The sequence below is a fragment of the Ruegeria sp. YTSC192 genome, from assembly GCF_059609705.1.
Genome location: NZ_JBXWMG010000003.1, coordinates 115,485 through 137,564, shown reverse-complemented (window position 1 = coordinate 137,564; position 22,080 = coordinate 115,485). Strand labels below are relative to the sequence as shown.

Annotated in this window: 26 protein-coding genes, 1 other RNA gene and 1 riboswitch; of the genes, 16 read left to right on the top strand and 11 right to left on the bottom strand. The window is 60.0% G+C overall.

Going from position 1 to position 22,080, the window contains the following annotated elements:
• Positions 1-36: 36 nt before the first annotated feature.
• Complete coding sequence (locus AC2FD8_RS06160) at positions 37-669, bottom strand: ATP-dependent Clp protease proteolytic subunit (RefSeq protein ID WP_496854542.1); 633 nt, start codon at positions 667-669, stop codon at positions 37-39.
• A gap of 323 nt (positions 670-992) precedes the next feature.
• On the opposite strand from AC2FD8_RS06160, the gene AC2FD8_RS06155 reads away from it, so the two are divergent.
• Positions 993-1,337 (top strand): ArsR/SmtB family transcription factor, encoded by a 345-nt coding sequence (locus AC2FD8_RS06155; protein WP_496854541.1) that lies wholly within the window; start codon positions 993-995, stop codon positions 1,335-1,337.
• A gap of 107 nt (positions 1,338-1,444) precedes the next feature.
• Complete coding sequence (locus tag AC2FD8_RS06150; protein WP_496854540.1) at positions 1,445-1,582, top strand: entericidin A/B family lipoprotein; 138 nt, start codon at positions 1,445-1,447, stop codon at positions 1,580-1,582.
• A 181-nt stretch (positions 1,583-1,763) separates the two neighbouring features.
• Here AC2FD8_RS06150 and AC2FD8_RS06145 read toward each other — a convergent pair whose 3' ends face one another.
• Positions 1,764-2,216, bottom strand: a complete 453-nt coding sequence (locus AC2FD8_RS06145; RefSeq protein ID WP_496854539.1) for a hypothetical protein — start codon at positions 2,214-2,216, stop codon at positions 1,764-1,766.
• Between the two features lie 237 nt (positions 2,217-2,453).
• Here AC2FD8_RS06145 and AC2FD8_RS06140 point away from each other — a divergent pair, with 237 nt between their 5' ends.
• Positions 2,454-4,331, top strand: a complete 1,878-nt coding sequence (locus tag AC2FD8_RS06140) for a DEAD/DEAH box helicase (RefSeq protein WP_496854538.1) — start codon at positions 2,454-2,456, stop codon at positions 4,329-4,331.
• A gap of 89 nt (positions 4,332-4,420) precedes the next feature.
• Positions 4,421-4,621: riboswitch (cobalamin riboswitch) on the top strand.
• A gap of 78 nt (positions 4,622-4,699) precedes the next feature.
• On the opposite strand, the gene AC2FD8_RS06135 is transcribed toward AC2FD8_RS06140, so the two are convergent.
• Both AC2FD8_RS06135 and rpmG read right to left on the bottom strand, forming a co-directional pair.
• Positions 4,700-5,206 carry a hypothetical protein gene (locus tag AC2FD8_RS06135; protein WP_496854537.1) on the bottom strand — a complete coding sequence of 169 codons (507 nt, stop codon included), beginning with the start codon at positions 5,204-5,206 and terminating at the stop codon, positions 4,700-4,702.
• Positions 5,207-5,414: 208 nt separating this feature from the next.
• Entirely contained in the window at positions 5,415-5,582 is a 168-nt protein-coding gene (gene rpmG / locus AC2FD8_RS06130; protein WP_037309480.1) for a 50S ribosomal protein L33, read from the bottom strand.
• A 279-nt stretch (positions 5,583-5,861) separates the two neighbouring features.
• Here rpmG and AC2FD8_RS06125 point away from each other — a divergent pair, with 279 nt between their 5' ends.
• From AC2FD8_RS06125 to AC2FD8_RS06115, 3 genes are all read left to right on the top strand, one after another.
• Positions 5,862-6,497, top strand: a complete 636-nt coding sequence (locus AC2FD8_RS06125; RefSeq protein ID WP_496854536.1) for a DUF1326 domain-containing protein — start codon at positions 5,862-5,864, stop codon at positions 6,495-6,497.
• A 12-nt stretch (positions 6,498-6,509) separates the two neighbouring features.
• A complete protein-coding gene (locus AC2FD8_RS06120; protein WP_496854535.1) occupies positions 6,510-7,331 on the top strand; it encodes a DUF2182 domain-containing protein in 822 nt (273 codons plus the stop codon).
• Positions 7,332-7,405: 74 nt separating this feature from the next.
• Positions 7,406-7,738 (top strand): GYD domain-containing protein, encoded by a 333-nt coding sequence (locus AC2FD8_RS06115; RefSeq protein ID WP_496854534.1) that lies wholly within the window; start codon positions 7,406-7,408, stop codon positions 7,736-7,738.
• 9 nt (positions 7,739-7,747) lie between these two features.
• Here AC2FD8_RS06115 and rnpB read toward each other — a convergent pair.
• The 5 genes from rnpB to gatC all read right to left on the bottom strand — a co-directional run bounded on the left by rnpB (position 7,748) and on the right by gatC (position 11,459).
• Positions 7,748-8,147, bottom strand: an RNA gene (gene rnpB / locus AC2FD8_RS06110) — RNase P RNA component class A.
• A gap of 126 nt (positions 8,148-8,273) precedes the next feature.
• Entirely contained in the window at positions 8,274-8,990 is a 717-nt protein-coding gene (locus AC2FD8_RS06105) for an N-acetylmuramoyl-L-alanine amidase (protein WP_496854533.1), read from the bottom strand.
• A complete protein-coding gene (locus AC2FD8_RS06100) occupies positions 8,941-9,642 on the bottom strand; it encodes a hypothetical protein (RefSeq protein ID WP_496854532.1) in 702 nt (233 codons plus the stop codon). The genes AC2FD8_RS06105 and AC2FD8_RS06100 overlap by 50 nt, the downstream gene beginning before the upstream one ends.
• A gap of 38 nt (positions 9,643-9,680) precedes the next feature.
• Positions 9,681-11,168 (bottom strand): Asp-tRNA(Asn)/Glu-tRNA(Gln) amidotransferase subunit GatA, encoded by a 1,488-nt coding sequence (gene gatA / locus AC2FD8_RS06095; RefSeq protein ID WP_496854531.1) that lies wholly within the window; start codon positions 11,166-11,168, stop codon positions 9,681-9,683.
• Positions 11,169-11,171: 3 nt separating this feature from the next.
• A complete protein-coding gene (gene gatC, locus AC2FD8_RS06090; protein WP_170325838.1) occupies positions 11,172-11,459 on the bottom strand; it encodes an Asp-tRNA(Asn)/Glu-tRNA(Gln) amidotransferase subunit GatC in 288 nt (95 codons plus the stop codon).
• A gap of 220 nt (positions 11,460-11,679) precedes the next feature.
• Between gatC and AC2FD8_RS06085 the strand changes: the two genes are divergently transcribed.
• Together AC2FD8_RS06085 and AC2FD8_RS06080 are read left to right on the top strand one after the other, a co-directional pair.
• Positions 11,680-11,838, top strand: a complete 159-nt coding sequence (locus AC2FD8_RS06085) for a hypothetical protein (protein WP_496854530.1) — start codon at positions 11,680-11,682, stop codon at positions 11,836-11,838.
• A gap of 146 nt (positions 11,839-11,984) precedes the next feature.
• Complete coding sequence (locus AC2FD8_RS06080; RefSeq protein ID WP_496854529.1) at positions 11,985-12,548, top strand: DUF4202 domain-containing protein; 564 nt, start codon at positions 11,985-11,987, stop codon at positions 12,546-12,548.
• Here AC2FD8_RS06080 and AC2FD8_RS06075 read toward each other — a convergent pair.
• Positions 12,539-13,195 carry a ceramidase domain-containing protein gene (locus AC2FD8_RS06075; RefSeq protein ID WP_496854528.1) on the bottom strand — a complete coding sequence of 219 codons (657 nt, stop codon included), beginning with the start codon at positions 13,193-13,195 and terminating at the stop codon, positions 12,539-12,541. The genes AC2FD8_RS06080 and AC2FD8_RS06075 overlap by 10 nt on opposite strands.
• A 58-nt stretch (positions 13,196-13,253) precedes the next feature.
• On the opposite strand from AC2FD8_RS06075, the gene AC2FD8_RS06070 reads away from it, so the two are divergent.
• Entirely contained in the window at positions 13,254-13,946 is a 693-nt protein-coding gene (locus AC2FD8_RS06070) for a metal-dependent hydrolase (protein WP_170678296.1), read from the top strand.
• Positions 13,946-15,112 (top strand): M24 family metallopeptidase, encoded by a 1,167-nt coding sequence (locus tag AC2FD8_RS06065; protein ID WP_496854527.1) that lies wholly within the window; start codon positions 13,946-13,948, stop codon positions 15,110-15,112. The genes AC2FD8_RS06070 and AC2FD8_RS06065 overlap by 1 nt, the downstream gene beginning before the upstream one ends.
• On the opposite strand, the gene AC2FD8_RS06060 is transcribed toward AC2FD8_RS06065, so the two are convergent.
• Complete coding sequence (locus AC2FD8_RS06060; RefSeq protein WP_496854526.1) at positions 15,109-15,561, bottom strand: nucleoside deaminase; 453 nt, start codon at positions 15,559-15,561, stop codon at positions 15,109-15,111. The genes AC2FD8_RS06065 and AC2FD8_RS06060 overlap by 4 nt on opposite strands.
• A 61-nt stretch (positions 15,562-15,622) precedes the next feature.
• Here AC2FD8_RS06060 and AC2FD8_RS06055 point away from each other — a divergent pair, with 61 nt between their 5' ends.
• The 6 genes from AC2FD8_RS06055 (at position 15,623) to AC2FD8_RS06030 (ending at position 21,998) form a co-directional block, all read left to right on the top strand.
• Positions 15,623-16,438, top strand: a complete 816-nt coding sequence (locus AC2FD8_RS06055) for a pseudouridine synthase (RefSeq protein ID WP_496854525.1) — start codon at positions 15,623-15,625, stop codon at positions 16,436-16,438.
• A gap of 174 nt (positions 16,439-16,612) precedes the next feature.
• Positions 16,613-17,527, top strand: coding sequence for a 5-bromo-4-chloroindolyl phosphate hydrolysis family protein (locus AC2FD8_RS06050; protein ID WP_170678291.1), 915 nt, complete (start codon positions 16,613-16,615; stop codon positions 17,525-17,527).
• A 33-nt stretch (positions 17,528-17,560) separates the two neighbouring features.
• On the top strand, positions 17,561-18,751 hold the full coding sequence (locus tag AC2FD8_RS06045) for a toxic anion resistance protein (protein ID WP_496854524.1): 1,191 nt from the start codon (positions 17,561-17,563) through the stop codon (positions 18,749-18,751).
• 12 nt (positions 18,752-18,763) lie between these two features.
• A complete protein-coding gene (locus AC2FD8_RS06040; protein WP_496854523.1) occupies positions 18,764-19,720 on the top strand; it encodes a DUF2927 domain-containing protein in 957 nt (318 codons plus the stop codon).
• Positions 19,721-19,742: 22 nt separating this feature from the next.
• Entirely contained in the window at positions 19,743-20,891 is a 1,149-nt protein-coding gene (locus AC2FD8_RS06035; protein ID WP_496854522.1) for an SPFH domain-containing protein, read from the top strand.
• A gap of 18 nt (positions 20,892-20,909) precedes the next feature.
• Positions 20,910-21,998 (top strand): TFIIB-type zinc finger domain-containing protein, encoded by a 1,089-nt coding sequence (locus tag AC2FD8_RS06030; protein ID WP_496854521.1) that lies wholly within the window; start codon positions 20,910-20,912, stop codon positions 21,996-21,998.
• Positions 21,999-22,080: the final 82 nt, after the last annotated feature.

The window sequence follows — 22,080 nt, the reverse complement described above, 5'->3', positions numbered from 1 at the left end:
AAATTGACCCCGCACTTGGCGCGCGGGGGGTGTTTTTTAGGCCTCTTCCGTGTTCATCTTGGCACGGTTTTCAACGATCTCGTCGATGTGACCCCAATCCTTGGCCTCTTCCGGACTCATGAAGTTGTCACGATCCAGAGCCTTTTCAACCGCCTTCTTGGTCTGACCCGTGTGACGCACGTAGATGTCATACAAGCGATCTTTCAGTTTTTGCGTCTCGGCCGCGTGGATCATGATGTCGCTGGCCTGGCCCTGATATCCGCCGCTGGGCTGGTGAACCATGATCCGGCTGTTGGGCAACGAGAAGCGCATTCCCGCCTCGCCACCAGCCAAAAGAACCGACCCCATCGAGGCCGCCTGACCGATGACCAATGTCGAACATTTCGGCTTGATATACTGCATTGTATCATAAATCGACAAACCACTGGTCACCACGCCGCCGGGCGAGTTGATGTACATCGAGATTTCCTTGTTCGGGTTTTCCGCCTCAAGGTGCAGCAACTGCGCGACGATCAGATGGCTCATCCCGTCGTGAATCGGTCCGTTGATGAAGATGATCCGCTCTTTGAGCAGGCGCGAGAAAATATCATAGGCGCGCTCCCCACGGCTGGTCTGCTCAACGACCATGGGCACGAGCGTATTCATATAGGTATCTACTGGATCGAACATTCGGAACCTGCCTGCTTTGCTATGGATCGGGACAATATCCCAACAAGAGTTACCCGAGTCTTAGTGTCGCCACCGGGGGGCTGCAAGGGGGGCCGACAAGAACGACCCAGCAAACTGTTCACGGGATACACCGCTGCGCGCTCCTTATGCTCTCGCAGCAGTTCAGCCGACAGCGGCGTTTGCTACGCCGCTTATCTGATCACGGTATTTTGATTCATGCATATGCTCTCAAAAGTGCAATACAGGCAAACTGGATGCGTGCGTCCGAAAAGAAGTTGAAGGCTGGCACCAGCCTCAGCGGGATCGTAAGGAACGAAGTTAGAATGGCACTCCCCCAAATGACCCAGGACACCCCTACTGCTGAGCTTGAGCGCATGGTTGAAAACGCGTCGCGCGCGGCGAATTTTCTGAAGGCGATCAGCCACGAAGGGCGTCTGATGATCCTGTGCCACCTGGCCTCGGGCGAAAAATCCGTCACCGAGCTTGAGACCCTGCTATCCGCCCGTCAGGCCGCCGTATCGCAGCAATTGTCACGCTTGCGGCTTGAGGGGCTGGTGACGCCGCGTCGGGACGGCAAAGCGATCTACTACCGTCTGGCAGATGATCGGTCACGTCGTATGCTGGACACTGTCTATGAGCTGTTCTGCAGCAACGACACCGGGCGTTAGCAGCTTTTCCGGCAGCCCGTGCAACAAAGCTGCGGGCTTGCAAAAGTGCTAGCCCTGTCAGTGAGATAGTGCTACCGAATGCGCGATCGAGCATGAAGGAGAAAGACATGATCCGCGTAATTCTGATTGGCCTGAGCCTGTTTGTACTGACCGCCTGCGAAACCGCCAAAGGGGCAGGCAAAGACATCGAAAACGCGGGCGATGCGATCCAGAACGCGGCATCGGACGTGCAGGAAAAGCTGTAATTTAAAGCCCACCGGCTTTGGCGCGACTGAGGTTGCGCCAACAGCAGACCGCCCTTTTGGGGCGAACTGCAGTGCTGAAACTGAGAAGCGCCCCGACCCGGACGAGGTTACCTACTACCCTGCCGCTTTCACAATCGGGCGGCAGCCGTACCCCCTACAGTCCGACCGGGCCGGGAACGCTTCAGTTCACCTGACGTTCCAGAACGGTGCTGTAGGTCGTTCCTCGACGCAGGCTACGGAAATCTGCGTAGATTTTGCCATCCTGATACCGCGCATCGATCAGGGCGTTCACGCCAATCTCGGGGTTGGCCGAGCTTTCGACAATGCTGATGCGCGACGGATCATCCAGGCTGATGGTTCCCGTGGCATCCAGCATACGCCACTCGCCTGCAGCGGTGGATCGCCATTTGCTGGGTCCCCAGAACACGTTGTCTTTCTGCTGCTGGATATCCAGCACCCATTCCGCATTGTTGAACCGGGGCGCGTCACCGGTTGTGGTCCGGTTCGGTCCAACGGCGGTGTAGCTGCCCATCCAGGTACCGCGCAGGTCTGGCGTGGTCTCTGCCATGGAAGCAGTGGCAAGGCTGAGGCTCGTGGCCAGAGCAGCTGCCGAGGCGGTCATGAATCTGGTCATGGTCTGATCCCTCCCTGAGGTTGCGGCCATCCGTGGCCTGTTCAACAGATTGGAAGGCGCAGGACCGGGTGCAACCTTTCTGAAAAAACCTTCATCAAGCGTTCATGCTGTGTTTGATCACACAGCCCGCTTTCCACACTATACATCCGGCGTCTCACTCGGTAAGGAGTGCCCTTCGACGATCATCCGCGTATAAGACGCTCTGAGGGTGACCGCAGCATCCCAAAGAGCCGAGCCATGAAACAGACACTTCAAGACGCCCTTGATCGCAAAGGGTATGACACGCTGACACCTGTCCAAACCGCCGTATCCGCACCCGACTTGCAAGGTCGCGATATGTTGGTTTCGGCGCAGACCGGATCAGGGAAAACGATTGGCTTCGGCCTTGCCATCGCTCCGACCGTTCTGGGCGACGCGGATGTCTTTGATAAGGCTGGCGCGCCTTTGGCGCTGGTCATCGCACCGACGCGCGAATTGGCGATGCAGGTCAAACGTGAACTGGCGTGGCTCTATGCGGATGCAGGGGCTTTCATCGCGTCCTGTGTCGGCGGCATGGATATGCGAGACGAGCGGCGGGCGCTGGCCCGTGGCGCGCATATCGTGGTCGCAACGCCGGGCCGCCTGCGCGACCATATCATGCGCGAGTCGATTGACCTGACCGCTGTGCGCGCCGTGGTATTGGACGAAGCCGACGAAATGCTCGACCTAGGCTTCCGCGAAGATCTTGAGTTCATTCTGGAACAGACCCCATCCGAGCGTCAGACCCTGCTGTTTTCCGCGACGGTTCCGCGCGCCATCGCCTCTCTTGCCGCCCGCTACCAGCGCGATGCCGAGCGTGTCAGCACCGTCAGCGAGCGTACGCAACATGCCGATATCGAATATCGCGCGATGAATGTGGCCCCGCGCGATGGTGAGAACGCAATCATCAACGTGCTGCGGTTCTACGAAGCCCCCAACGCCATCATCTTCTGCAACACTCGCGCCATGGTCAGCCGTTTGACGGCGCGGCTGTCGAATCGTGGATTCTCGGTCGTGGCCCTGTCCGGAGAGCTGACACAAAGCGAACGTTCGAACGCGCTGCAAGCCATGCGCGATGGGCGCGCCCGCGTCTGTGTGGCGACCGATGTGGCCGCACGCGGCATCGACCTTCCGAACCTTGATCTGGTGATCCACGCGGAACTGCCGAACAGCCATGAAACGCTGCTGCACCGCTCGGGTCGAACCGGACGCGCCGGGCGGAAAGGCGTCAGCGCGCTGATCGTGCCGCCCGCATCATTCAAAAAGGCACAACGCCTGCTAAAATTCGCCAAACTGACCGCGGATTGGGGGGTTGCGCCCTCGGCCGATGAGGTTCAGGCGCAGGACATGCAGCGGATGTTCAGCTCGGATGATTGGACCGTGGATGTGACCGAGGGCGAAAGTGGTCTGGTTGATGATCTGGTTTCGCGCTTTTCACCGCAGCAACTGGCAGCTGCCTATCTGCGTCAATACGGGCGCAAGCATTCTGCCCCGGAGGAACTGAGCGACACGCAAGAAGCTGCGCCAAAGCCGAACGTTCCCTTTGGCCCAAGCGTGTGGTTTTCACTGTCGGAAGGACACAATGAAAACGCCTCACCGCGCTATCTGCTGCCCATGTTGTGCAAGGCCGGTAAGCTCACCAAGACCGATATCGGGGCGATCCGCATTGCCGACACCGAAAGCTATATCGAGATTCGCGAAAGCAGCGTTGAAGGTTTCCTGAAGGCCATCGGCCCCGAGATGACGGTCGAAGGCACCAAGACCCTTGTACAACTCGACACGCCGCCCGCCCTTTCGGGCGCTGGCCGCAAAGGTCCCAAGCGTGACTTCAAAGGAAAGAAACGTCCAGAACGCCACGAACGCCCGGCCCGCGCGGCTGAGCCTCAGCCCGCAAAACCGCGCCGGAAACCGGCCGAGAAACCCAAGCCCGAAACGCGGACCAAACGTGATGAGGCGCCCTCGGGCGATCAGCACAAGAAACCTGCGCGCCGTCCGAAAGGCCCGCCTCCGCCCAAGAGCAAGCCAAGCAGCAAGAAAAACCGCGCGCGTGCGGCTGCGGCAAAGGGCGGGAACGCGGTACCCAAGCGGAAAAAATAAAACCGCCACGGCGCGCGTGGCAGGTTTTGCAAGCGAAGAAATCTGATTTCTATGGCATACTGAGTATCGGCACCTAGCCACCGCCGAACCCAATATGATGTCGCTACGGTTCTTTCGATTCCGGTCGAAAGCTAAAAGGGAAACCGGTGAAAAACCGGCGTTGCCCTCGCAACTGTAGGCGCAGAGTTCGGCTGATTACGCCACTGAAAGCGTGTTTTCGGCAAGGGCCTGATTTCAGGCGGCCCGATCTGGCCCGTATCCTCGAGGCTGGCCAACGCTTTCATTGTTGGCGCACCTAACTGTCGGCTCAAAAGAACAGGGCGGGGAAAATCCCCGCCCTTTTTCCAAAATACTGATCTTTGACCGGATTAGCTGCAGTTCAGCGGCACCGCAAAGCCCGAGCTGCGATCGGACGAACCCTTGCGGTATACATCTCCGGCAGGCAGGCAACCTGTGAAACGCTCGGTTTCATTGCCAAAGACCGAGCCCACGGAATTGTCGACCCGAACGCTGTTGGTGCGGGTCCGAACCACGCCGAACAGGGTGCCATTCACTTTCACCGTGCTCAGATACAGGTTCTGGCTGCTTCCTGACAGTTCGACTGCGTTGGCTGGCGACTGGCCGCCATTTTCGATGGCAACACCTGCAATCTTTTCAATCTCGACCTTATCGGACAGGATCGAGACGGTGGGCAATTCGGCCAGCTCGGCGGGGACATTGGTCGCAGGTGGCACAAAGGCAACGGCACCCGGAACATCGGACACCGTACGCGGTTCACCATCAATCCCGGTGAACCCGACACCTTGGCGGTCAAAGGGGTCCTCACAAGCCGCGAGGGTCAAAACGGCGATTGTCGGTAGCAAGATTTTTTTCATGACGGTCAACATTTTGTGGCGATTTGCTAAACCGTAGCGGTAGCGAGATGCAAAAAGCAAGCCGCGGCAGGTGCGAAGGGGCTTGGCGCTGATGCGTCCCTGCAACGGACCTGTTCCTGTCACATGGCGACACTGGTACATGCATCGCAAAGAAAAAGGGCTCTGACACTGCAGAACCCTTTTTGAATTGTCCAATTGGAACGGCAGATTACTTGATCTTGCCTTCCTTGTACTCGACATGTTTCCGAACGACCGGATCGTATTTACGAATGGTCATTTTCTCGGTCATTGTACGCGCGTTTTTCTTGGTCACGTAGAAGTGGCCCGTGCCCGCGGTCGAGTTCAGGCGGATCTTGATTGTCGTCGGCTTCGCCATGGTTATCTCCTGCGTCCGAAAAGGCAGGGCCTTCCGGTTGAATTCCTATGAGCGTGCGCTTTTACTCCGTCGCGCGCCCGAGTCAACCGGATTCCGCAAGCGAGGCGCACAAAAGCTGAGTTGCGCGCCCGCAGCGGATTTGGCGCAATCACGGTTTCGTGATATAATCGCGCAATTCGGACAACCCAGAAGCCGGCACCAAGCCCGGCCTTCGAGGTACGCAGATCAGGCGCGACCCTACAACGGCAGACTACGTTTAAGCGTGTTTGGGGGTTAATCATGACAGAATGGAAACTGCAGGCCGAAGAGCTGGCCAATTGTAACTGCAACTTCGGCTGCCCATGCCAATTCAGTGTTCTACCCACCCACGGCAATTGCGAAGCCGTCGTGGTCTTTGATATCGAATCCGGCCACTACGGCGACACAGATATTGCCGGTGTGCGGGCAGCAGGCGTGTATTCCTGGCCCGGCCCGATCCATGAAGGCAATGGCCAAATGCAATTGATCATCGACGAAAGCGCCTCTGCCGATCAGCGCGCCGCGTTGCAGGCGATCATGTCTGGTGAAGACACCGATGAAATGGCGACCATGTGGTACGTCTTCAGCGCAATGGCGCCCAAGAAACACGACACCCTTTTCGTCCCAATCGAACTGGACTGGAGCCGCGAAGACCGCACAGGTCATGCGAATGTGACAGGTGTGTTCAATGTAAAGGTCAGACCGATCCCCAATATCGTGACAGGGGACCCGCATCGCGCGGCGTTCCATCTGCCCAACGGGTTCGAGTACCGCACCGCCGAGGCGGCTTCGGGCTCGGCCCAGACCACGGGCGCGGCGATCAGCGTTGCCTTTGATGCGACCCACGCGCATCTGGCACATCTCAACATCTCGGGACATGGGGTTCTGGGCCCGTAGGCAAGGCTTCCCATGACTGAACACTCTCCTCAGCTCCGAGTGCTCGATCAGGTGCTTCGGCATGACCGCGGCGTTGTTCTGGTCTGTGTCGCGCTGATTATTCTGGCTGCGTCGTGGTATACGATTGCCGGGGTCGGCATGAACATGACCGCCGTGGACATGACCCGGATGGCCCGCCCAATTGGCAACCCAATGCAGATGGCAACTGAGGTACATTGGACGCCGCTCTATGCCGTGCTGATCTTCCTGATGTGGTGGGTGATGATGATCGCGATGATGACACCCAGCGCCGCCCCCACTGTTCTGCTGTTCATGGCGTTGAAACGGGTCGGGCCGGACAAGGCCAATGCGGCGCGGCTGAGCCTGTTTTTTCTGGCCGGCTATATGGTGGCCTGGGCCTTGTTCAGTGTGCTGGCGACCGGTGCACAATGGCTGCTGGAAGGTGTTGGACTGTCCGATGGCCCTATGATGACCATCCGTTCTCGGACGGCGGCCGGGTGCGTTATGATCGCAGCGGGGCTGTACCAACTGTCTAGCCTCAAAACCGCCTGTCTGCGCCACTGCCGTAGCCCGGCGCGTTTTCTGGCCGACCATAACAGACCTTATGCCTATGGCGCCTTCCGCACCGGCGCGCTGCACGGGGCTTATTGTCTGGGCTGCTGCTGGGCCTTGATGCTGCTGCTGTTCGTGGGTGGAGTGATGAACCTCTATTGGATTGTCGGCGTCGCCATTTACGTCGCGTTGGAGAAGCTGATGCCGCGCGCCATGTGGCTGGTGCCTGCAACCGGTGCGGCGCTGATCATTCTCGGCGTCTGGCTGGTAGCCGTGCCTTAGCGGGCCTCGGATCGGATTTCAGGCCAAAGGACCGGCCCAATCAAAGGTCCCTCAACTTCAGTCAGGAGGCATCCATGTCTATTTTCATCACCTATGCATCATACTCACAAAAAGGCGTTAAGGGGATGGTCGGCAAACCATCCGATCGGACGGACGCCGTAAAAGCACTATTGAAGAAGGTCGGTGCCAAGCTTTTGGCGTTCTACATCACGACGGGGGATAACGACGTGGTTGTTATCAGCGAAGCACCAGATGAGACGGACGCAGTTGCGGTGGGTATGGCGGTCGCCGCCTCGGGCGCGGTATCCAAAATAGAAACCGCAAGGGCCTGGAAAGCGAAGGACTTCGTGGCGGTTCAGAAGAAGGCTGCGAAACTGGTCGGGGCCTATACGCCGCCCGGAAACTGACAATAGGATACGCGCGGAGGGCCTGTAAGCCGGATCTTGTTCCGGGGTTGCCCCCTTCGATGACCATTCCTCTAGGCCGCGCATTGCTGCGCGGCTCAAGCTGCCAACCCGGTCCCTCTCGGCCAAGACGCGCTTAGCGGTGGTATCGGCAGACGCCGACCATCCCGCGCGGGGACCCTATTTGGCATTGCTCCCGGTGGGGCTTGCCGTGCCGCCGCTGTTGCCAGAGGCGCGGTGGGCTCTTACCCCACCGTTTCACCCTTACCTTTGACCGAAGCCGCAGGCGGTCTGATTTCTGTGGCGCTTTCCGTCGGGTTGCCCCGCCCGGGCGTTACCCGGCACCGTTGCCTTGTGGAGTCCGGACTTTCCTCTCGGGTCTTGCGACCCCAGCGGCCATCCGGCCCTCCGCGCAGAGGGGTGGGTATGCTGTGTTCCCGGTCGCGTCAAGGGGGGATGAGACGGAGGAAGGGGCCAGCCCCTTCTTGGCCTGTGGCCAATTCATCCCCGAGGTATTTTGGGCCAGATGAAGAGCGGATCAGGTCGCGCGTGGGGCGGGTTTGAGCACCTTGAAGTCAGCAGGAGAGAGTGGACCTGCGCCCCAAGGGCGGTATCGCAGGCGGATGGTGGCCAGAAGCGTTTCGTTCGGAACATCCGCAGTGAAGCCTGCGGCGCGGGCCAATGTGCGAAAGTTGTCGTACGAAGTGTCTGCTGGGGCGGTTTCTGCTCCACTTGTCGCAGCCAGCCCCTGACGCGCGAGCCGCTGCCAGTCGAACTTGGCTCCGGGGTCGCTTTTTCGGCCGGGGGCCATGTCGGAATGGCCGATCACGCCCCCAGGCGGAATCGCCCAGCGCGACATGATCTGAGGCAGGAGGGTCTCCAGCGTTGCCATCTGCAAATCCGAGAAAGGGTGTGCGCCGCTATTGTCCAGCTCGATCCCGATGGAGCGCGAATTGATGTCGGTCTGACCCTGCCACTCGCCCGCTCCTGCGTGCCATGCCCGGTCCTCTTCGCGCACCATCTGCCACAGTGTGCCGTCAGAACCGATCAGGTAGTGTGCTGAGACCTCGGCTTGTGGGTCGCAAAGACGCTCCAGTGCCGCCTGAGCGTTTTCCATGGCGGTGTAGTGCAGGACAATCAGCGTCGGTGTCAGGCCGTCACGGCGGGGGCCGAAATTCGGCGTAGGGTGCCAGATCGGCGCAGGCTTAGTTACTGATGGCACTGCGGAACGGGCTCGGGTCCCAGCTGCAAGCATAGCCGTCGCCATCCGGGTCCAGCCCTTTGCGGTCGCGCTGTGGCCCTCCGTTCGACAGGAAAGCGATCTGTGCCTGGTCGGACGAAGGGAATTGTGCGCAATTGCGCTGTGCTTTGGCCTGCAGGTTGAACCCCGCGCGGCTGTAAAGCTGGGTGCCCACCGGGTTAGATGTGCTGAGCGCGTATTGCACGATGTTGGGCTGCCCGTCGGTGCCGCGTTCGGGAACGGCTGTGGGGGCGACTACTTCGTAGGTCTGGCGGTTCTGTTCGATACGGGCAGCGTCGGATTCGATGCTGCGGCGCTCGGACACGGCTCCGAAATCCTGTTCGTCGGAGATGCCGGTATTGCCAGGCACTGGGGTGACATTTGGCTGCGCCGATGTGCCGGCCAAAGCCGCCGCCGTCTGATTGGCGATGTCGGCATTGGCACCGGTCGCAACCGGTAGGTTCGACGTCGAATCCGGGGCGTCCAGAGCCTGTTCCGAAACATCCACCGGGGCAAGCAGCGGGTTCACGACATTCCCCTGCCCGGATAGTTGGGCATCACGCTGGGCCTGATACTCGGGCGTGTTGAAATCGGTTCCGCCAATCGGTGTGACCGTATCACAGGCGGCGATCAGCGAGATCGCCGCGATGAGAGGCAAAGAGCGCATGCTGCGCCTCCGTGTCTGATGTCTTTCAGGCCCGAGACTTACCACCATTTCGACGGTTTTGCCACAAAACCGGCGGCGTTTTCCAAAGCATAGGCGGTATTGAGCAGGTCGCCCTCGTCCCAGGGCCTACCGATCAGTTGCAGACCCAGTGGCAGCCCTTGTTTATCAAGCCCTGCAGGCACCGAGACCCCCGGCAGACCGGCAAGGTTCACGGTCACGGTGAAGACATCGTTCAAGTACATTTGTACGGGATCGGCCTCGGTCATCTCGCCCAGACCGAAGGATGCGGATGGGGTAGCCGGGGTCAGAATCGCATCGACACCGGCAGCGAAGACATCCTCGAAGTCCTTCTTGATCAGGGTGCGGACCTTGCGGGCGCGGTTGTAGTAGGCGTCGTAGAAGCCAGCCGACAGCACGTAAGTGCCAACCATCACGCGGCGCTGCACCTCGTGACCAAAGCCCTCGGCGCGGGTTTTCTCGTACATCTCGGTGATGCCGTCGCCCTGCGCCAGTTGCGCACGGCGGCCATAACGCACACCGTCATAGCGGGCGAGGTTCGAGGACGCCTCGGCAGGCGCAATCACATAGTACGCAGGCAACGCGTATTTTGTGTGCGGCAGCGAGATATCGACGATCTCGGCCCCTGCGTCTTTCAGCATCGCCGCACCATCAGCCCAGAGCGCTTCGATCTCGGCGGGCATACCGTCCATGCGATATTCTTTCGGGATACCGATCTTCTTGCCTTTGATATCGCCGGTCAGCATCGCCTCGAAATTCGGGACCGCCAGTTCGGTGCTGGTCGAGTCCTTCGGGTCGTGGCCACACATCGCTTCGAGCATGATCGCCGCGTCGCGCACGTTCTTGGTCATCGGACCGGCCTGATCCAGCGAGGAGGCAAAGGCCACAATGCCCCAGCGCGAGCAACGGCCATAGGTCGGCTTGATACCGGTGATGCCAACAAAAGCGGCAGGCTGGCGGATCGAACCGCCGGTATCGGTGCCGGTCGCGGCCAGACACAGGTCTGCCGCCACAGCCGAAGCCGAACCACCTGACGATCCGCCCGGTGTCAGTTGCGCGTCGTCATTGCCACGACGCCACGGGCTGACCGCGTTGCCGTAGACCGAGGTTTCGTTGGACGAGCCCATGGCGAATTCGTCCATGTTCAGCTTGCCCAGCATAACAGCACCAGCATCAACCAGTTGCTGAGACACGGTGGATTCGTATTCGGGCTTGAAACCTTCCAGAATTTTCGATGCCGCCTGCGAGGGCACGCCCTTGGTGCAGAACAGGTCCTTGATGCCGATCGGCAGGCCGCACATCGAGGGCGCATCGCCGCCCTTGATCCGCTCATCCGCAGCCTTGGCGCGCTCCAGCGCGATCTCGGGCGTTTTGTGGACAAAAGCGTTCAGCGCGTCGGCGTCATCAATGGCCTTCAGGCAGGACTCGGTCAGTTCAACCGAGGTCACGTCACCCTTGCGCAGCGCATCGCGAGCCTCGGCCAGGCTCAGTTTGTTCAGATCGCTCATGTCTTACTCCACCACTTTGGGGACTGCGAAAAAGCCTTCGCGGGCGTCAGGGGCGTTGGCCAGAACCTTGTCCTGCTGGTTTCCGTCGGTGACCACATCCTCACGACGTTTCAGGCGCATCGGCTCGACCGAGACCATCGGCTCGACGCCTTCGACATCCACTTCGTTCAGTTGCTCAATGAACCCAAGGATGGTGTTGAATTCGGACGCCAGCGCGGGCAGCGCGTCGTCCTCGACCTTGATCCGGGCCAGTTTGGCCACCTTGGCGGCGGTGCTTTGGTCAATCGACATCGGAAAACCTCATATGCGTTAGGGGGCATTTACCCGTCCGGGGTCCGGGTCGCAAGAGCGCGATAGGGTCTACCCTGGCATCATCTGACATGGCCTCTTTTCCATTTTGCATACCTCCCATGCAAAAAAGTAAACCGTTTAGTTCATTTTTACTCTTGAAAAACTAAACTGAACTGTTCATTTCTATTCCACGGCACAGCCAAAACCCGGAGTAGAGACAATGAAACCCTTCCTGATTGCATTTGTAGTGGCCACCACTGTTGTCGCGTCGCAAGCACAGGCTTTTGGCCCGACAATGAATACTCTGACACCTGATCTGACCTTTCCCACAGCTGCCCCCGAGGTTGTCAGCCAAGATCAGATTAAGACGAACAAGTGATAGACCCCCTGCCCCGGGTCGGGCGATTAATGCCCGGCCCGGTTGGCTACAATTGACTACTGCTCTTTTCGACGCGACCCGCTACGGTAGACCGAGTGATGCGCCGAACCGTAAGGTTGGTTCGGCAAGAACCAACGGAGCAGAAGATGAGCGCGCGCAAGCAAGCCGTTCTGGACGCGATCGACGCGGCCAACAGGCAAGACCCCAACATCGAAAACGGACAACCGGTCGAGCTGATCTATGGCCAGCGCATGAGCGCCGAGATGGACAGGCTGTTCCCTGACGCCTCGGACAAGTTGCAGATTGCCGCCCGCGGGCAACATGTTGAACGCTGGAAGCTGGCGCGCAGTGAATACCCCGAAGGTCGCGCCGGATATCTGGCGTGGCGCAAGGCGCAGGGTGTCCATCACGCTGAGGTTGTCATGGGCCTGATGCAGCAGGCCGGGTACGACGCGGAAGACATCGACGCGACCGGGCGCATGCTACGCAAACAAGGCATCAAGCGCGATGATGAGGTTCAGGCGCTTGAGGATGTCATCTGTTTCGTGTTCCTGAAATGGTATTTTGCGCCTTTCGCAGCAAAACACTCGGCCGAAAAGATTCAGAGCATTGTCGAAAAGACCGCCCGCAAGATGTCAGCCGAAGGCCGCGCGCGGGTTCTGCAGGAATTCGATCTGCCCGAAAACCTGGCCGCGGCCTTTCAGGACTGAGACGCGCGGGTCATGTGCCTGCGATAGACCTCGATCATCCAGCCCAGCATGGTTGCGTTCAGGATGTGCCACATGAAATGCGTGCCAAGCGGGAGCTGAATGCATAAAGGCTCATCCAAAGCGCGGAAGGTGATCGAGGCGATCAGGATAAACGCGCCAATTGCTAACCCTCGGGCCGTTTCCGGCGTGCGATGGCGCAGCAGGAAGGCATAGATCAGAATCAGCAGCGGCACCGGCGCATATACCGCCGACCCACCCAACCCCGGCACCAGTTGAAACAGCGGTAGGGTTGCGGCGGCGTAGGGGATGAATAGCGCGGTCACTATCGTGGCGGGCAGCGGACGCATCTGCCAGACGTCCCGATTGATCGCAAAGATATAGACCAGAATATACAAAAGGATCGGCGCGACATCGGCCATCGCAGCCCAGACCTGCGCGTGGGTGTGAAACAGATAGCTGCCGATCCCGATCATGGCGACAATCACAACCAGCAGCACCGCCAGAGGCATCCCCTGCCCGCGCACCCTACGCCACATGATGAAAGCTGCGATCAGGAACGCAGCGTTGGTCACCGCGTTGATCGGCTCGGCCCAATAGGCGGGGGTCAGGCGTTCGCAATACCCATCAATTTCCTGAAACCAATCCATGAACTTTTACATAACGGATGCTAGTGTGATGCCAATAGGCATCGCAGGAGGATTTCTCATGAACATCATTTGGTTGGGCCATGGCAGCTTTCGCATTGAAACCGAAGGTCAGGTGCTGCTGGTCGATCCTTGGCTGACCGGCAACCCGTCACTGCCCGAAGATCAGCATGATGCAGCCGTTGAAGGTGCCACGCATATCCTTCTGACCCACACGCATTTCGACCATGTCGTCGACATCCTGCCCTTGGCCAAACACCTGAAGGTGCCGGTTGTCGGTCAATACGACCTCATGGGCTATTGGGCCGAGGCCGAAGGGATCGAGACCATAGGCTTCAACAAAGGTGGAACGGTCAATCTGAATGGCATCAAGGTCACCATGGTGCCAGCCTCGCACAGCTCGACCTTCTCGACCCCGGACGGGCTGCGCACCGGCGGCAGTGAGGTCGGCTTCATGATCGCAGCCGAGGGGCGCATGCTTTATGTCTCGGGCGATACCGATGTCATGGCGGATATGGATTGGATGGGGGATTACTATAAACCCGATATCGGCATTCTGTCGGCGGGCGGGCACTTCACCATGGATATGAAAGCCACCGCCTATGCCGCCAAACGGTATTTCAATTTCAAAACGGTGATTCCCTGCCACTACAAAACCTTCCCCATACTTGAGCAATCCGCGCAGACACTGATCGACGGCCTGCCCGGCGTGGACGTGATCGAGCCTGAAGTTATGAAAGCGATCTCGCTCTGATGCCGGCGTCAGATTTCAGCGCGCAGGAATACGCGGACCGTCTGAGCAAAACCCGCGCAGCGATGAACGCGCGCGGGATTGAGACCCTGCTGATCACCGACCCGTCCAATATGGCCTGGCTCACCGGGTATGACGGTTGGAGCTTCTATGTCCCGCAGATGGTGATCCTGCCCGCACAAGGCGCGCCGCTCTGGTGGGGACGCACGCAGGACAAGGCCGGTGCCGCGCAGACCACGTGGCTTGATCCCTCCGACCTGCTGGACTGGCCGGAAGAACACGTCCAACACCCCGATCACCATCCCGTCGACGCTCTGGTTCTCGCGCTGCGTGACCGGGACTGGACCCGAGGGCTAGGCGTCGAGATGGACAATTACTACTACTCCGCCGCAAGCCACAGCATTCTTGAACGCGCCTTCGGCGAAACGATCGACGCCACGGGTCTGGTGAACTGGCAGCGTGCGGTCAAAAGCGATGCCGAGATCGACATGATGCGCAAAGCAGGCCAGTTGACCGCGCATATGCACGGGGTGCTGCGCGAGGCGTTTTGCGAAGGCCTGCCCAAGAACCAACTTGTCGCCCAAGTACAGGCCGCAGGCATCGCAGGCCTGCCTGGTTTGGCGGGAGACTACCCGGCGATTGTGCCGATTGCTCCGTCAGGGCGCGAAGCATCGGCGTCGCATATCACCTGGAATGACAGGCCTTTGGCGCGCGCCGAAGCCACCTATTTCGAAATCTCCGGCTGCTACCGGCGCTATCACTGCCCCGCCAGTCGCAGCCTGTTTCTGGGCGATCCACCGGATGACATCCGCCGGGCCGAAGCGGCGGTTCTGAAGGCGATTGAGGCCACTCTGGCAGCCGCCCGCCCCGGCACAACATGCGAGGAAATCGCCACCTGCGTCTATGACAGTTTCGCCCGCGCCGGATATGAAAAGGCCAACCGTACCGGCTATCCCATCGGTCTCAGCTACCCGCCCGATTGGGGCGAACGCACAATGAGTCTACGCCCCGGCGACACCACGGTATTGCAGGAAAACATGACGTTTCACTTAATGCCGGGACTGTGGACTCCGGACTGGGGGCTGGCGATAACCGAGAGCTTTGTAGTGACGCCGGAGGGCGGCCAACCGCTGGCCGATATCCCGCGTGAGATGGTAGTAAAACCTTAACCGCGTTGGCTCGCGAAAAAGCGCCTGAGCAGATCGGCCGCCTCGTCGGCGGCGATGCCGTCATAAACCTCGGGCTTGTGATGGGCCTGCGGGTGCGCAAAAACCCGTGCGCCATGGGCGACGCCACCTGATTTCGGGTCGGATGCCCCATAGTAGATGCGGCGTATGCGTGCTGCCGCCAAAGCTGCGGCGCACATCGCGCAAGGCTCCAACGTTACATAGAGGTCATGACCGGGCAGCCTTTCCGAGCCCGCCTCGGCACAAGCGACGCGCAGCGCCAGTATCTCGGCATGGGCGGTCGGATCGTTCAGCTCCCGTGTGCGATTCCCGGCAGAGGCTACAACCCGACCATCAGGCGCGACGATCACCGCGCCGACAGGAACCTCCCCCCGATCGGCGGCCGCCCGGGCCTCGGCCAGGGCCTCGTCCATATGTGATTTGAACACCATACCTCTGACTGCCCCAGAAACCTGCCTTTCGCAAGCGGGCGGGATGGGGTATGGCCCTGCCATGAGCAACACCCCTCCTCCCGGCGACCGGATCGCCAAAGTCCTGGCCCGTGCTGGCGTTGCCTCGCGGCGCGAGGCTGAACGCATGATCGAAGCAGGCCGCGTCAGTGTGAACGGCAAAGCCATCAACAGCCCGGCCCTGAACGTGACCGGCAAAGACAGGATCACCGTCGACGGCAAACCGGTTTCGGAACCCGAACCCTCGCGGCTTTGGCTGTATCACAAGCCGACCGGTCTGGTGACCACGACCAAGGACGAAAAAGGCCGCGCGACGATCTTTGACGAATTGCCAGAAGGTATGCCTCGGGTCATGTCCGTTGGCCGGTTGGACCTAAATTCCGAAGGGCTGTTGCTGCTGACCAATGATGGCGGCATCAAACGCAAGCTGGAACTTCCCTCAACCGGTTGGCTGCGCAAATATCGCGTTCGGGTGAACGGACGCCCCAAGGACGAAGATTTCGCCCCCCTGCGCAAAGGTCTTGTGATCGAAGGCGAACGGTTTCAGCCCATGACCGTCTCGCTGGATCGTCAGCAGGGCGCGAATGCCTGGCTGACCATCGGCCTGCGCGAAGGCAAAAACCGCGAGATTCGGCGCGCAATCGAGGATATCGGCTTTGCCGTGAACCGCCTGCTGCGCGTGTCCTACGGGCCCTTCCAACTGGGCGACCTGAAACCGGGTGAGGTTGAAGAAGTCCGCCGCCGCGTGATGCGCGATCAGCTGGGACTGGATGGGGATGAAAAGCCCGAAGGAACAGCGAAACGCGCGACCCGACCGCAGCGAAAACGCCCTCCGATCGGCAAGAAACCCCGCAAGTGATGCGGGTTTGACAACCTTCCCCCTAGCGCCAAGCCCTCGTATCCCCTAAATTTTCTGTGAATGCTGCTATTTGGGGGGCTGAATGTCCGGGAGCGGAGTGCAAAAACTGGCCTATGCGGCCCTTCTGGTGCTGCTATTCGGCGTCTGCACCGGCCTTCTGGGGGGTCTGTAGCCATGGCCAAACGGTTTGGCGGCAAATACAGCCCTCAGGGTGAGGATTCGCCGGATAGCCCGCTGCCGCGCGGTCAGTTTGACAATGCTCGGGTCGAGCCTGCGGGCGCGCGGGCGAACATCCTGTTCATCCCCGCGATCCCTCTGGTCTTTTTGTCGCTGAATGACGGCGCCATTGGCATGACCATGGGCCTTGTTGCTGCTGGCCTTCTGACCGCCGCCGCGTTTTTGCTGCGCGAAGGGTTGCGGGCCGAGGCCGCCTATAACGCCCGCAAAACCGCGCGTCGCCCGGCCTTTCCTCGAAAGATATTCGCAAGCGTTCTGACCGGGCTTGGGGCTGCGCTCGCGTCCTACCGGACCGAGTTTCTGGACGCCGAGACCGCAGCGCAGGCAAGCCTTGTGGCCCCGATCCTGTTTGGTGCCGCCGCCGCGACCCTGCATTCCGTATCTTTCGGCTTGGACCCCATGAAAAACAAAGGGATGGAGGGCATAGACACGTTCCAGCAAGACCGTGTCGCCCGCGTCGTCGACGATGCCGAAAAGCACCTGGCCGAGATGACGGATGCGATCAAACGGGCCGGAGATCGCCGGATCGAGGCACGTGTCGAACGATTCCAAGACACTGCCCGCGATCTGTTCCGCACGGTTGAAGAAGACCCGCGCGATCTGGCGGGCGCACGGAAGTATCTGACCGTCTATCTGCAGGGCGCACGCGATGCGACGGTTAAGTTCGCGGATGTGTATGCCCGCACCCGCGACGGGCAGGCCTTGGCAGACTATTCGGCCCTATTGGATGATCTGGAACAGAATTTCGCCGCGCGTACGCGCAAAATGCTATTGGATGACCGTAGTGATTTGACGGTCGAAATCGACGTGCTGCGCGAAAGACTGCAGCGCGAAGGCGTCCGGCTGGACTGACCGGCCCTTCTTATTTGAGCGAGGAACACCCCTATGTCCGACGAGATCAAAAACAAAGCGGTTGAGGCCGAAACACTGGTACAAGAGGTCACCGCCGTGGCCTTGCCTGAACCGCAGGCCGAGGTCGTCTCGCTAGAAGAGGCCGATGAACCCGTCAGCGCCGAGATCCGCAAGCGGATGGATGAGATCGATATGGGCAACACCAATTCGATCGTCGCCTTCGGCTCGTCCGCGCAGGCCGAATTGCAAGAGATCAGCCAAGCCATGCTTGCAGATGTGCGCAACAAGGATGTTGGCCCCGCAGGCGACAGCCTGCGCAACATCGTCACCACGATCCGGGGGTTCTCGGTCAGTGAGCTGGACGTGCGCCGCGAACGCAGCTGGTGGGAGAAACTGCTGGGCCGCGCCGCGCCCTTCGCCAAGTTCACCGCGCAATACGAAGAGGTTCAGGGTCAGATCGACCGTATCACAGACGATTTGCTGTCCCACGAACATACTCTGTTGAAAGACATCAAATCGCTGGACCTGCTCTATGAAAAAACGCTGGGGTTCTATGATGAGCTGGCGCTTTACATCGCTGCGGGCGAGGAAAAGCTGACCGAGCTGGACAGCCACGACATCCCCGATAAAGAGGCCGAAGTTCAGGCAGCCCCCGAAGATCAGCAGGTCATGAAAGCGCAAGAGCTGCGTGACATGCGCGCCGCACGAGACGATCTGGAACGCCGGGTGCATGACCTGAAACTGACCCGGCAGGTGACGATGCAGTCGCTGCCCTCGATCAGGTTGGTTCAGGAAAACGACAAATCTCTGGTGACGAAGATCAATTCAACCTTGGTCAACACGGTTCCGCTGTGGGAAACCCAGTTGGCGCAGGCCGTCACCATCCAGCGCAGCGCCGAAGCCGCCGCTGCCGTGCGCGACGCCAATGATCTGACCAACGAGTTACTGACCTCGAACGCGGCCAACCTGCGCGAGTCCAACAAGATGATCCGCGAAGAGATGGAGCGCGGCGTGTTCGACATCGAAGCCGTCAAACAGGCCAACGCTGATCTGATCGGGACGATCAATGAAAGCCTGGCGATAGCAGATGAAGGCAAAGCCAAACGTGCAGCCGCCGAAGAAGAGCTGAAGAAAATGGAGACTGAACTGCGCGACACGCTGGCAGCAGCCAAAGCACGGCGTGACGGGACCGGCGACAATGCCGGAACGGCTGTTCCGGGATAAGGTGGGCTGGGCGTGCGGCCTTTGAACCGGTTCAAATCAGGCCTTGGTGTTCTGGGCCTGCTGGCGCTTGCGGGGTGCGAAGAGGCGCTGACCTCTTCCGTCGTTCCCCAGGTGCGGCCCTCGGCCCCGCCGCCTGCGGCGAATGCCTACGTGCCGCCGACTGCGGCAAGTCAGGACCTTGCGCGTTTCTATCAACGGATCGAACGGGACCTGCTGACCCGCGGCCTGCTGCGCACCGATGGCGGTGGGCCGGATACCCCCTATGACGCCGACGATCTGAGCCGAAATTTCGAGGCCATCGCTTTCTACAGCGAGTATCCTGATCACACTGTCTCGCTCGGATCGCGGCAGACGGATGGGCAACTCAGCCGATGGTCGGGACCGGTTCGCATCCAGACCGAGTTCGGCCCCTCGGTCCTGCCCGCAACACGCACCAGTGACGCGGATCAGGTCCAGTCCTACACTGCAAGGTTGGCCAAACTGACCGGCCACCCGATCTCGACCGTCAGTCGCAAGGCCAATTTTCACGTGTTCTTTGCCGGCAAGGATGACAGCGCCTATGTTGTCACGCGCCTCAAGGAACTGGTGCCCAATATCAGTCAGGCCTCTCTGGATCTGGTCGCCAACCCACGCGCGAGTTTCGACTGTTTTGTGTTCGCCTCGGCCACCAGCAGTGATCCGAACAAATACGTGCGCGCGGTGACACTGATCCGGTCGGAACTGCCCGATCTGGTGCGGCGCAGTTGTATTCACGAAGAGATTGCACAAGGGCTGGGCCTGTCAAATGACAGCCCCTACGCGCGGCCTTCGATCTTCAATGATGATGACGAATTTGCCTTGCTGACAAGTCATGATGAGAAACTACTGACAATGCTCTATGATCCGCGTCTTTCGCCCGGAGTGACGGTCGATCAGGCCCGCCCCGTGGTGCGGATCATTGCGCGCGAATTGATGGGGCAGCCGCTTTGACCCCAAGGACAGGAGAACCCAAATGGGAATTTTCGACTTTCTGACCGGAGAATTTATCGACGTCATTCACTGGGTCGATGACACCCGAGACACCATGGTCTGGCGGTTCGAACGCGAAGGCCATGAGATCAAGTATGGTGCCAAGCTGACGGTGCGCGAAGGTCAGGCGGCGGTATTTGTGCATGAAGGGCAGTTGGCAGATGTGTTCACGCCGGGTCTTTATATGCTTGAAACCAACAACATGCCGATCCTGACGACTTTGCAGCACTGGGATCACGGGTTTCAGTCGCCCTTCAAGTCCGAGATTTATTTCGTCAACACGACACGGTTCAACGATCTGAAATGGGGCACCAAGAACCCGATCATGCTGCGCGACCCGGAATTCGGACCAACCCGCATTCGGGCCTATGGCACCTATACGGTGCGGGTGAAAGACCCGGCGAAATTCCTGGTCGAGATCGTCGGCACCGATGGTGAGTTTACCATGGACGAGATCAGCTTTCAGGTCCGCAACATCATCGTGCAAGAGTTCAGCCGCGTGATCGCCGGATCCGGTATTCCGGTTCTCGACATGGCGGCTAATACGGCCGATCTGGGCAAACTGATTGCAGCCGAAGTCTCGCCTGTGTTGGATGGCTATGGGTTGGAGATGCCTGAGTTCTACATCGAAAACATCTCGCTGCCGCCTGCGGTAGAGGCCGCGTTGGACAAGCGTACCTCGATGGGGCTGGCTGGTGATCTGGGCAAGTTCACCCAGTATTCCGCCGCCGAGGCGATGACGGCTGCGGCCAACAACCCCGGTCAGGGCGGCGGCATGGGCGCGGGTCTTGGCATGGGAATGGGCATGGCGATGGCCAATCAGATGGCGAACATGGCAGCGGGCCAACCGAGCGGACCGTGGGGATCGCCCGCCCCCGCTGCCCCGCAGCCGACAGCGCATGTGGCCCCGCCGCCTCCGCCCCCCGTTGAGCATGTGTGGCATATCGCGGTAGACGGTCAGACTAGCGGGCCATTTTCCAAAGCCAAGATGGGGCGCATGGCCACCGAAGGGGAACTGACCCGCGACACCCATGTCTGGACCGCAGGTCAGGACGGCTGGAAAAAAGCGGGTGAGGTGCAGGAGTTGGCGCAACTGTTCACGATCCTGCCCCCGCCTCCGCCAGGTTCGTAAGCGATAACAGGCGGGCAGATGACCGAAGAACACCGCTTTCCCTGCGACCAATGTGGCGCGGACTACCGATTCAATCCCGGCGATGGCACATTGACCTGTGACCATTGCGGCCACTCGGAACCCATCGGCTCAGGACCCTGGGGCGGCGCAAGCTTGCGCGAGCTTGATTTCGACGCCGCCATCACCGACCGCCTTCCGGAAAGCGAGATTGAGGAAACGCGGGTTCTGTCCTGTCCGAACTGTGCCGCGCAGGTCGAGTTTGACCCGAATACCCACGCCGCGGAATGTCCGTTCTGTGCCACTCCGGTAGTGACGGATACGGGCATCAATCGGCATATCAAACCCAAAGGCGTATTGCCTTTTGCGCTGGATGAACGATCCGCCCACAAGGCGATGGGGGATTGGCTGGGTCGGCTTTGGTTCGCGCCGAACGGGTTGAAGGACTATGCGCGCAAGGGTCGAAAAATGCAGGGCATTTATGTGCCCTACTGGACCTTCGACGCAGACACCAAATCCAGCTATCGCGGGGAGCGCGGCACGGTTTATTACGAAACGCGCACCGTCATGCGCGACGGGAAGCGCGTGCAACAACAAGTCGCCAAAGTGCGTTGGAGCCCGAAATCCGGTCGCGTTGCGCGGTTCTTTGATGACGTTCTGGTGTTGGCCTCACGCTCGCTGCCCAAGAAATACACCGACGCGCTGGAGCCTTGGGATCTGCCGGCGCTTGAACCCTACCAGCCGCAATATCTGGCGGGGTTCCGGGCCGAGGCGTATTCGGTCGAGCTGCCCGATGGGTATTCTGAGGCGCGGGCACATATGGCGCGGGTGATCGAGCGCGACGTGCGTTTTGACATCGGCGGCGACCGGCAGCGCATTCATGCGGTGGACACGGATGTGCGCGATGTGACGTTCAAGCATATTCTGCTGCCGGTCTGGATGGCTGCCTATAAATATCGCGGGCAGACTTATCGCTTTGTGGTCAACGGACGGACCGGGCGGGTACAGGGGGAACGGCCGTGGTCTGCGATCAAGATAACCATTGCGGTGATCCTCGGCCTGCTGGTGGCGGCTGGCGTGGGATACGTGATGGCAACGTCGCAAGGGTAGCGTTGCCAGAACCCGCGTTACCTCAGGTTTTCCCGCAATGCGGGCAAGACGCCAGATGACAAGCGGACCAGCGGCGGTTAAA

Excerpts from the sequence above, each read along its gene's own strand:
- AC2FD8_RS06105 (WP_496854533.1), bottom strand. The coding sequence starts at position 8,990 with ATGCTTGCAGCTGGGACCCGAGCCCGTTCCGCAGTGCCATCAGTAACT.
- AC2FD8_RS06145 (WP_496854539.1), bottom strand. The coding sequence starts at position 2,216 with ATGACCAGATTCATGACCGCCTCGGCAGCTGCTCTGGCCACGAGCCTC.
- AC2FD8_RS06060 (WP_496854526.1), bottom strand. The coding sequence starts at position 15,561 with ATGGTGTTCAAATCACATATGGACGAGGCCCTGGCCGAGGCCCGGGCG.
- AC2FD8_RS06115 (WP_496854534.1), top strand. The coding sequence starts at position 7,406 with ATGTCTATTTTCATCACCTATGCATCATACTCACAAAAAGGCGTTAAG.
- AC2FD8_RS06035 (WP_496854522.1), top strand. The coding sequence starts at position 19,743 with ATGGGAATTTTCGACTTTCTGACCGGAGAATTTATCGACGTCATTCAC.
- AC2FD8_RS06150 (WP_496854540.1), top strand. The coding sequence starts at position 1,445 with ATGATCCGCGTAATTCTGATTGGCCTGAGCCTGTTTGTACTGACCGCC.
- AC2FD8_RS06065 (WP_496854527.1), top strand. The coding sequence starts at position 13,946 with ATGCCGGCGTCAGATTTCAGCGCGCAGGAATACGCGGACCGTCTGAGC.
- AC2FD8_RS06140 (WP_496854538.1), top strand. The coding sequence starts at position 2,454 with ATGAAACAGACACTTCAAGACGCCCTTGATCGCAAAGGGTATGACACG.
- rpmG (WP_037309480.1), bottom strand. The coding sequence starts at position 5,582 with ATGGCGAAGCCGACGACAATCAAGATCCGCCTGAACTCGACCGCGGGC.
- AC2FD8_RS06055 (WP_496854525.1), top strand. The coding sequence starts at position 15,623 with ATGAGCAACACCCCTCCTCCCGGCGACCGGATCGCCAAAGTCCTGGCC.
- gatC (WP_170325838.1), bottom strand. The coding sequence starts at position 11,459 with ATGTCGATTGACCAAAGCACCGCCGCCAAGGTGGCCAAACTGGCCCGG.
- AC2FD8_RS06045 (WP_496854524.1), top strand. The coding sequence starts at position 17,561 with ATGTCCGACGAGATCAAAAACAAAGCGGTTGAGGCCGAAACACTGGTA.
- AC2FD8_RS06155 (WP_496854541.1), top strand. The coding sequence starts at position 993 with ATGGCACTCCCCCAAATGACCCAGGACACCCCTACTGCTGAGCTTGAG.
- gatA (WP_496854531.1), bottom strand. The coding sequence starts at position 11,168 with ATGAGCGATCTGAACAAACTGAGCCTGGCCGAGGCTCGCGATGCGCTG.
- AC2FD8_RS06085 (WP_496854530.1), top strand. The coding sequence starts at position 11,680 with ATGAAACCCTTCCTGATTGCATTTGTAGTGGCCACCACTGTTGTCGCG.
- AC2FD8_RS06120 (WP_496854535.1), top strand. The coding sequence starts at position 6,510 with ATGACTGAACACTCTCCTCAGCTCCGAGTGCTCGATCAGGTGCTTCGG.
- AC2FD8_RS06030 (WP_496854521.1), top strand. The coding sequence starts at position 20,910 with ATGACCGAAGAACACCGCTTTCCCTGCGACCAATGTGGCGCGGACTAC.
- AC2FD8_RS06080 (WP_496854529.1), top strand. The coding sequence starts at position 11,985 with ATGAGCGCGCGCAAGCAAGCCGTTCTGGACGCGATCGACGCGGCCAAC.
- AC2FD8_RS06075 (WP_496854528.1), bottom strand. The coding sequence starts at position 13,195 with ATGGATTGGTTTCAGGAAATTGATGGGTATTGCGAACGCCTGACCCCC.
- AC2FD8_RS06125 (WP_496854536.1), top strand. The coding sequence starts at position 5,862 with ATGACAGAATGGAAACTGCAGGCCGAAGAGCTGGCCAATTGTAACTGC.
- AC2FD8_RS06135 (WP_496854537.1), bottom strand. The coding sequence starts at position 5,206 with ATGAAAAAAATCTTGCTACCGACAATCGCCGTTTTGACCCTCGCGGCT.
- AC2FD8_RS06070 (WP_170678296.1), top strand. The coding sequence starts at position 13,254 with ATGAACATCATTTGGTTGGGCCATGGCAGCTTTCGCATTGAAACCGAA.
- AC2FD8_RS06100 (WP_496854532.1), bottom strand. The coding sequence starts at position 9,642 with ATGCGCTCTTTGCCTCTCATCGCGGCGATCTCGCTGATCGCCGCCTGT.
- AC2FD8_RS06050 (WP_170678291.1), top strand. The coding sequence starts at position 16,613 with ATGGCCAAACGGTTTGGCGGCAAATACAGCCCTCAGGGTGAGGATTCG.
- AC2FD8_RS06160 (WP_496854542.1), bottom strand. The coding sequence starts at position 669 with ATGTTCGATCCAGTAGATACCTATATGAATACGCTCGTGCCCATGGTC.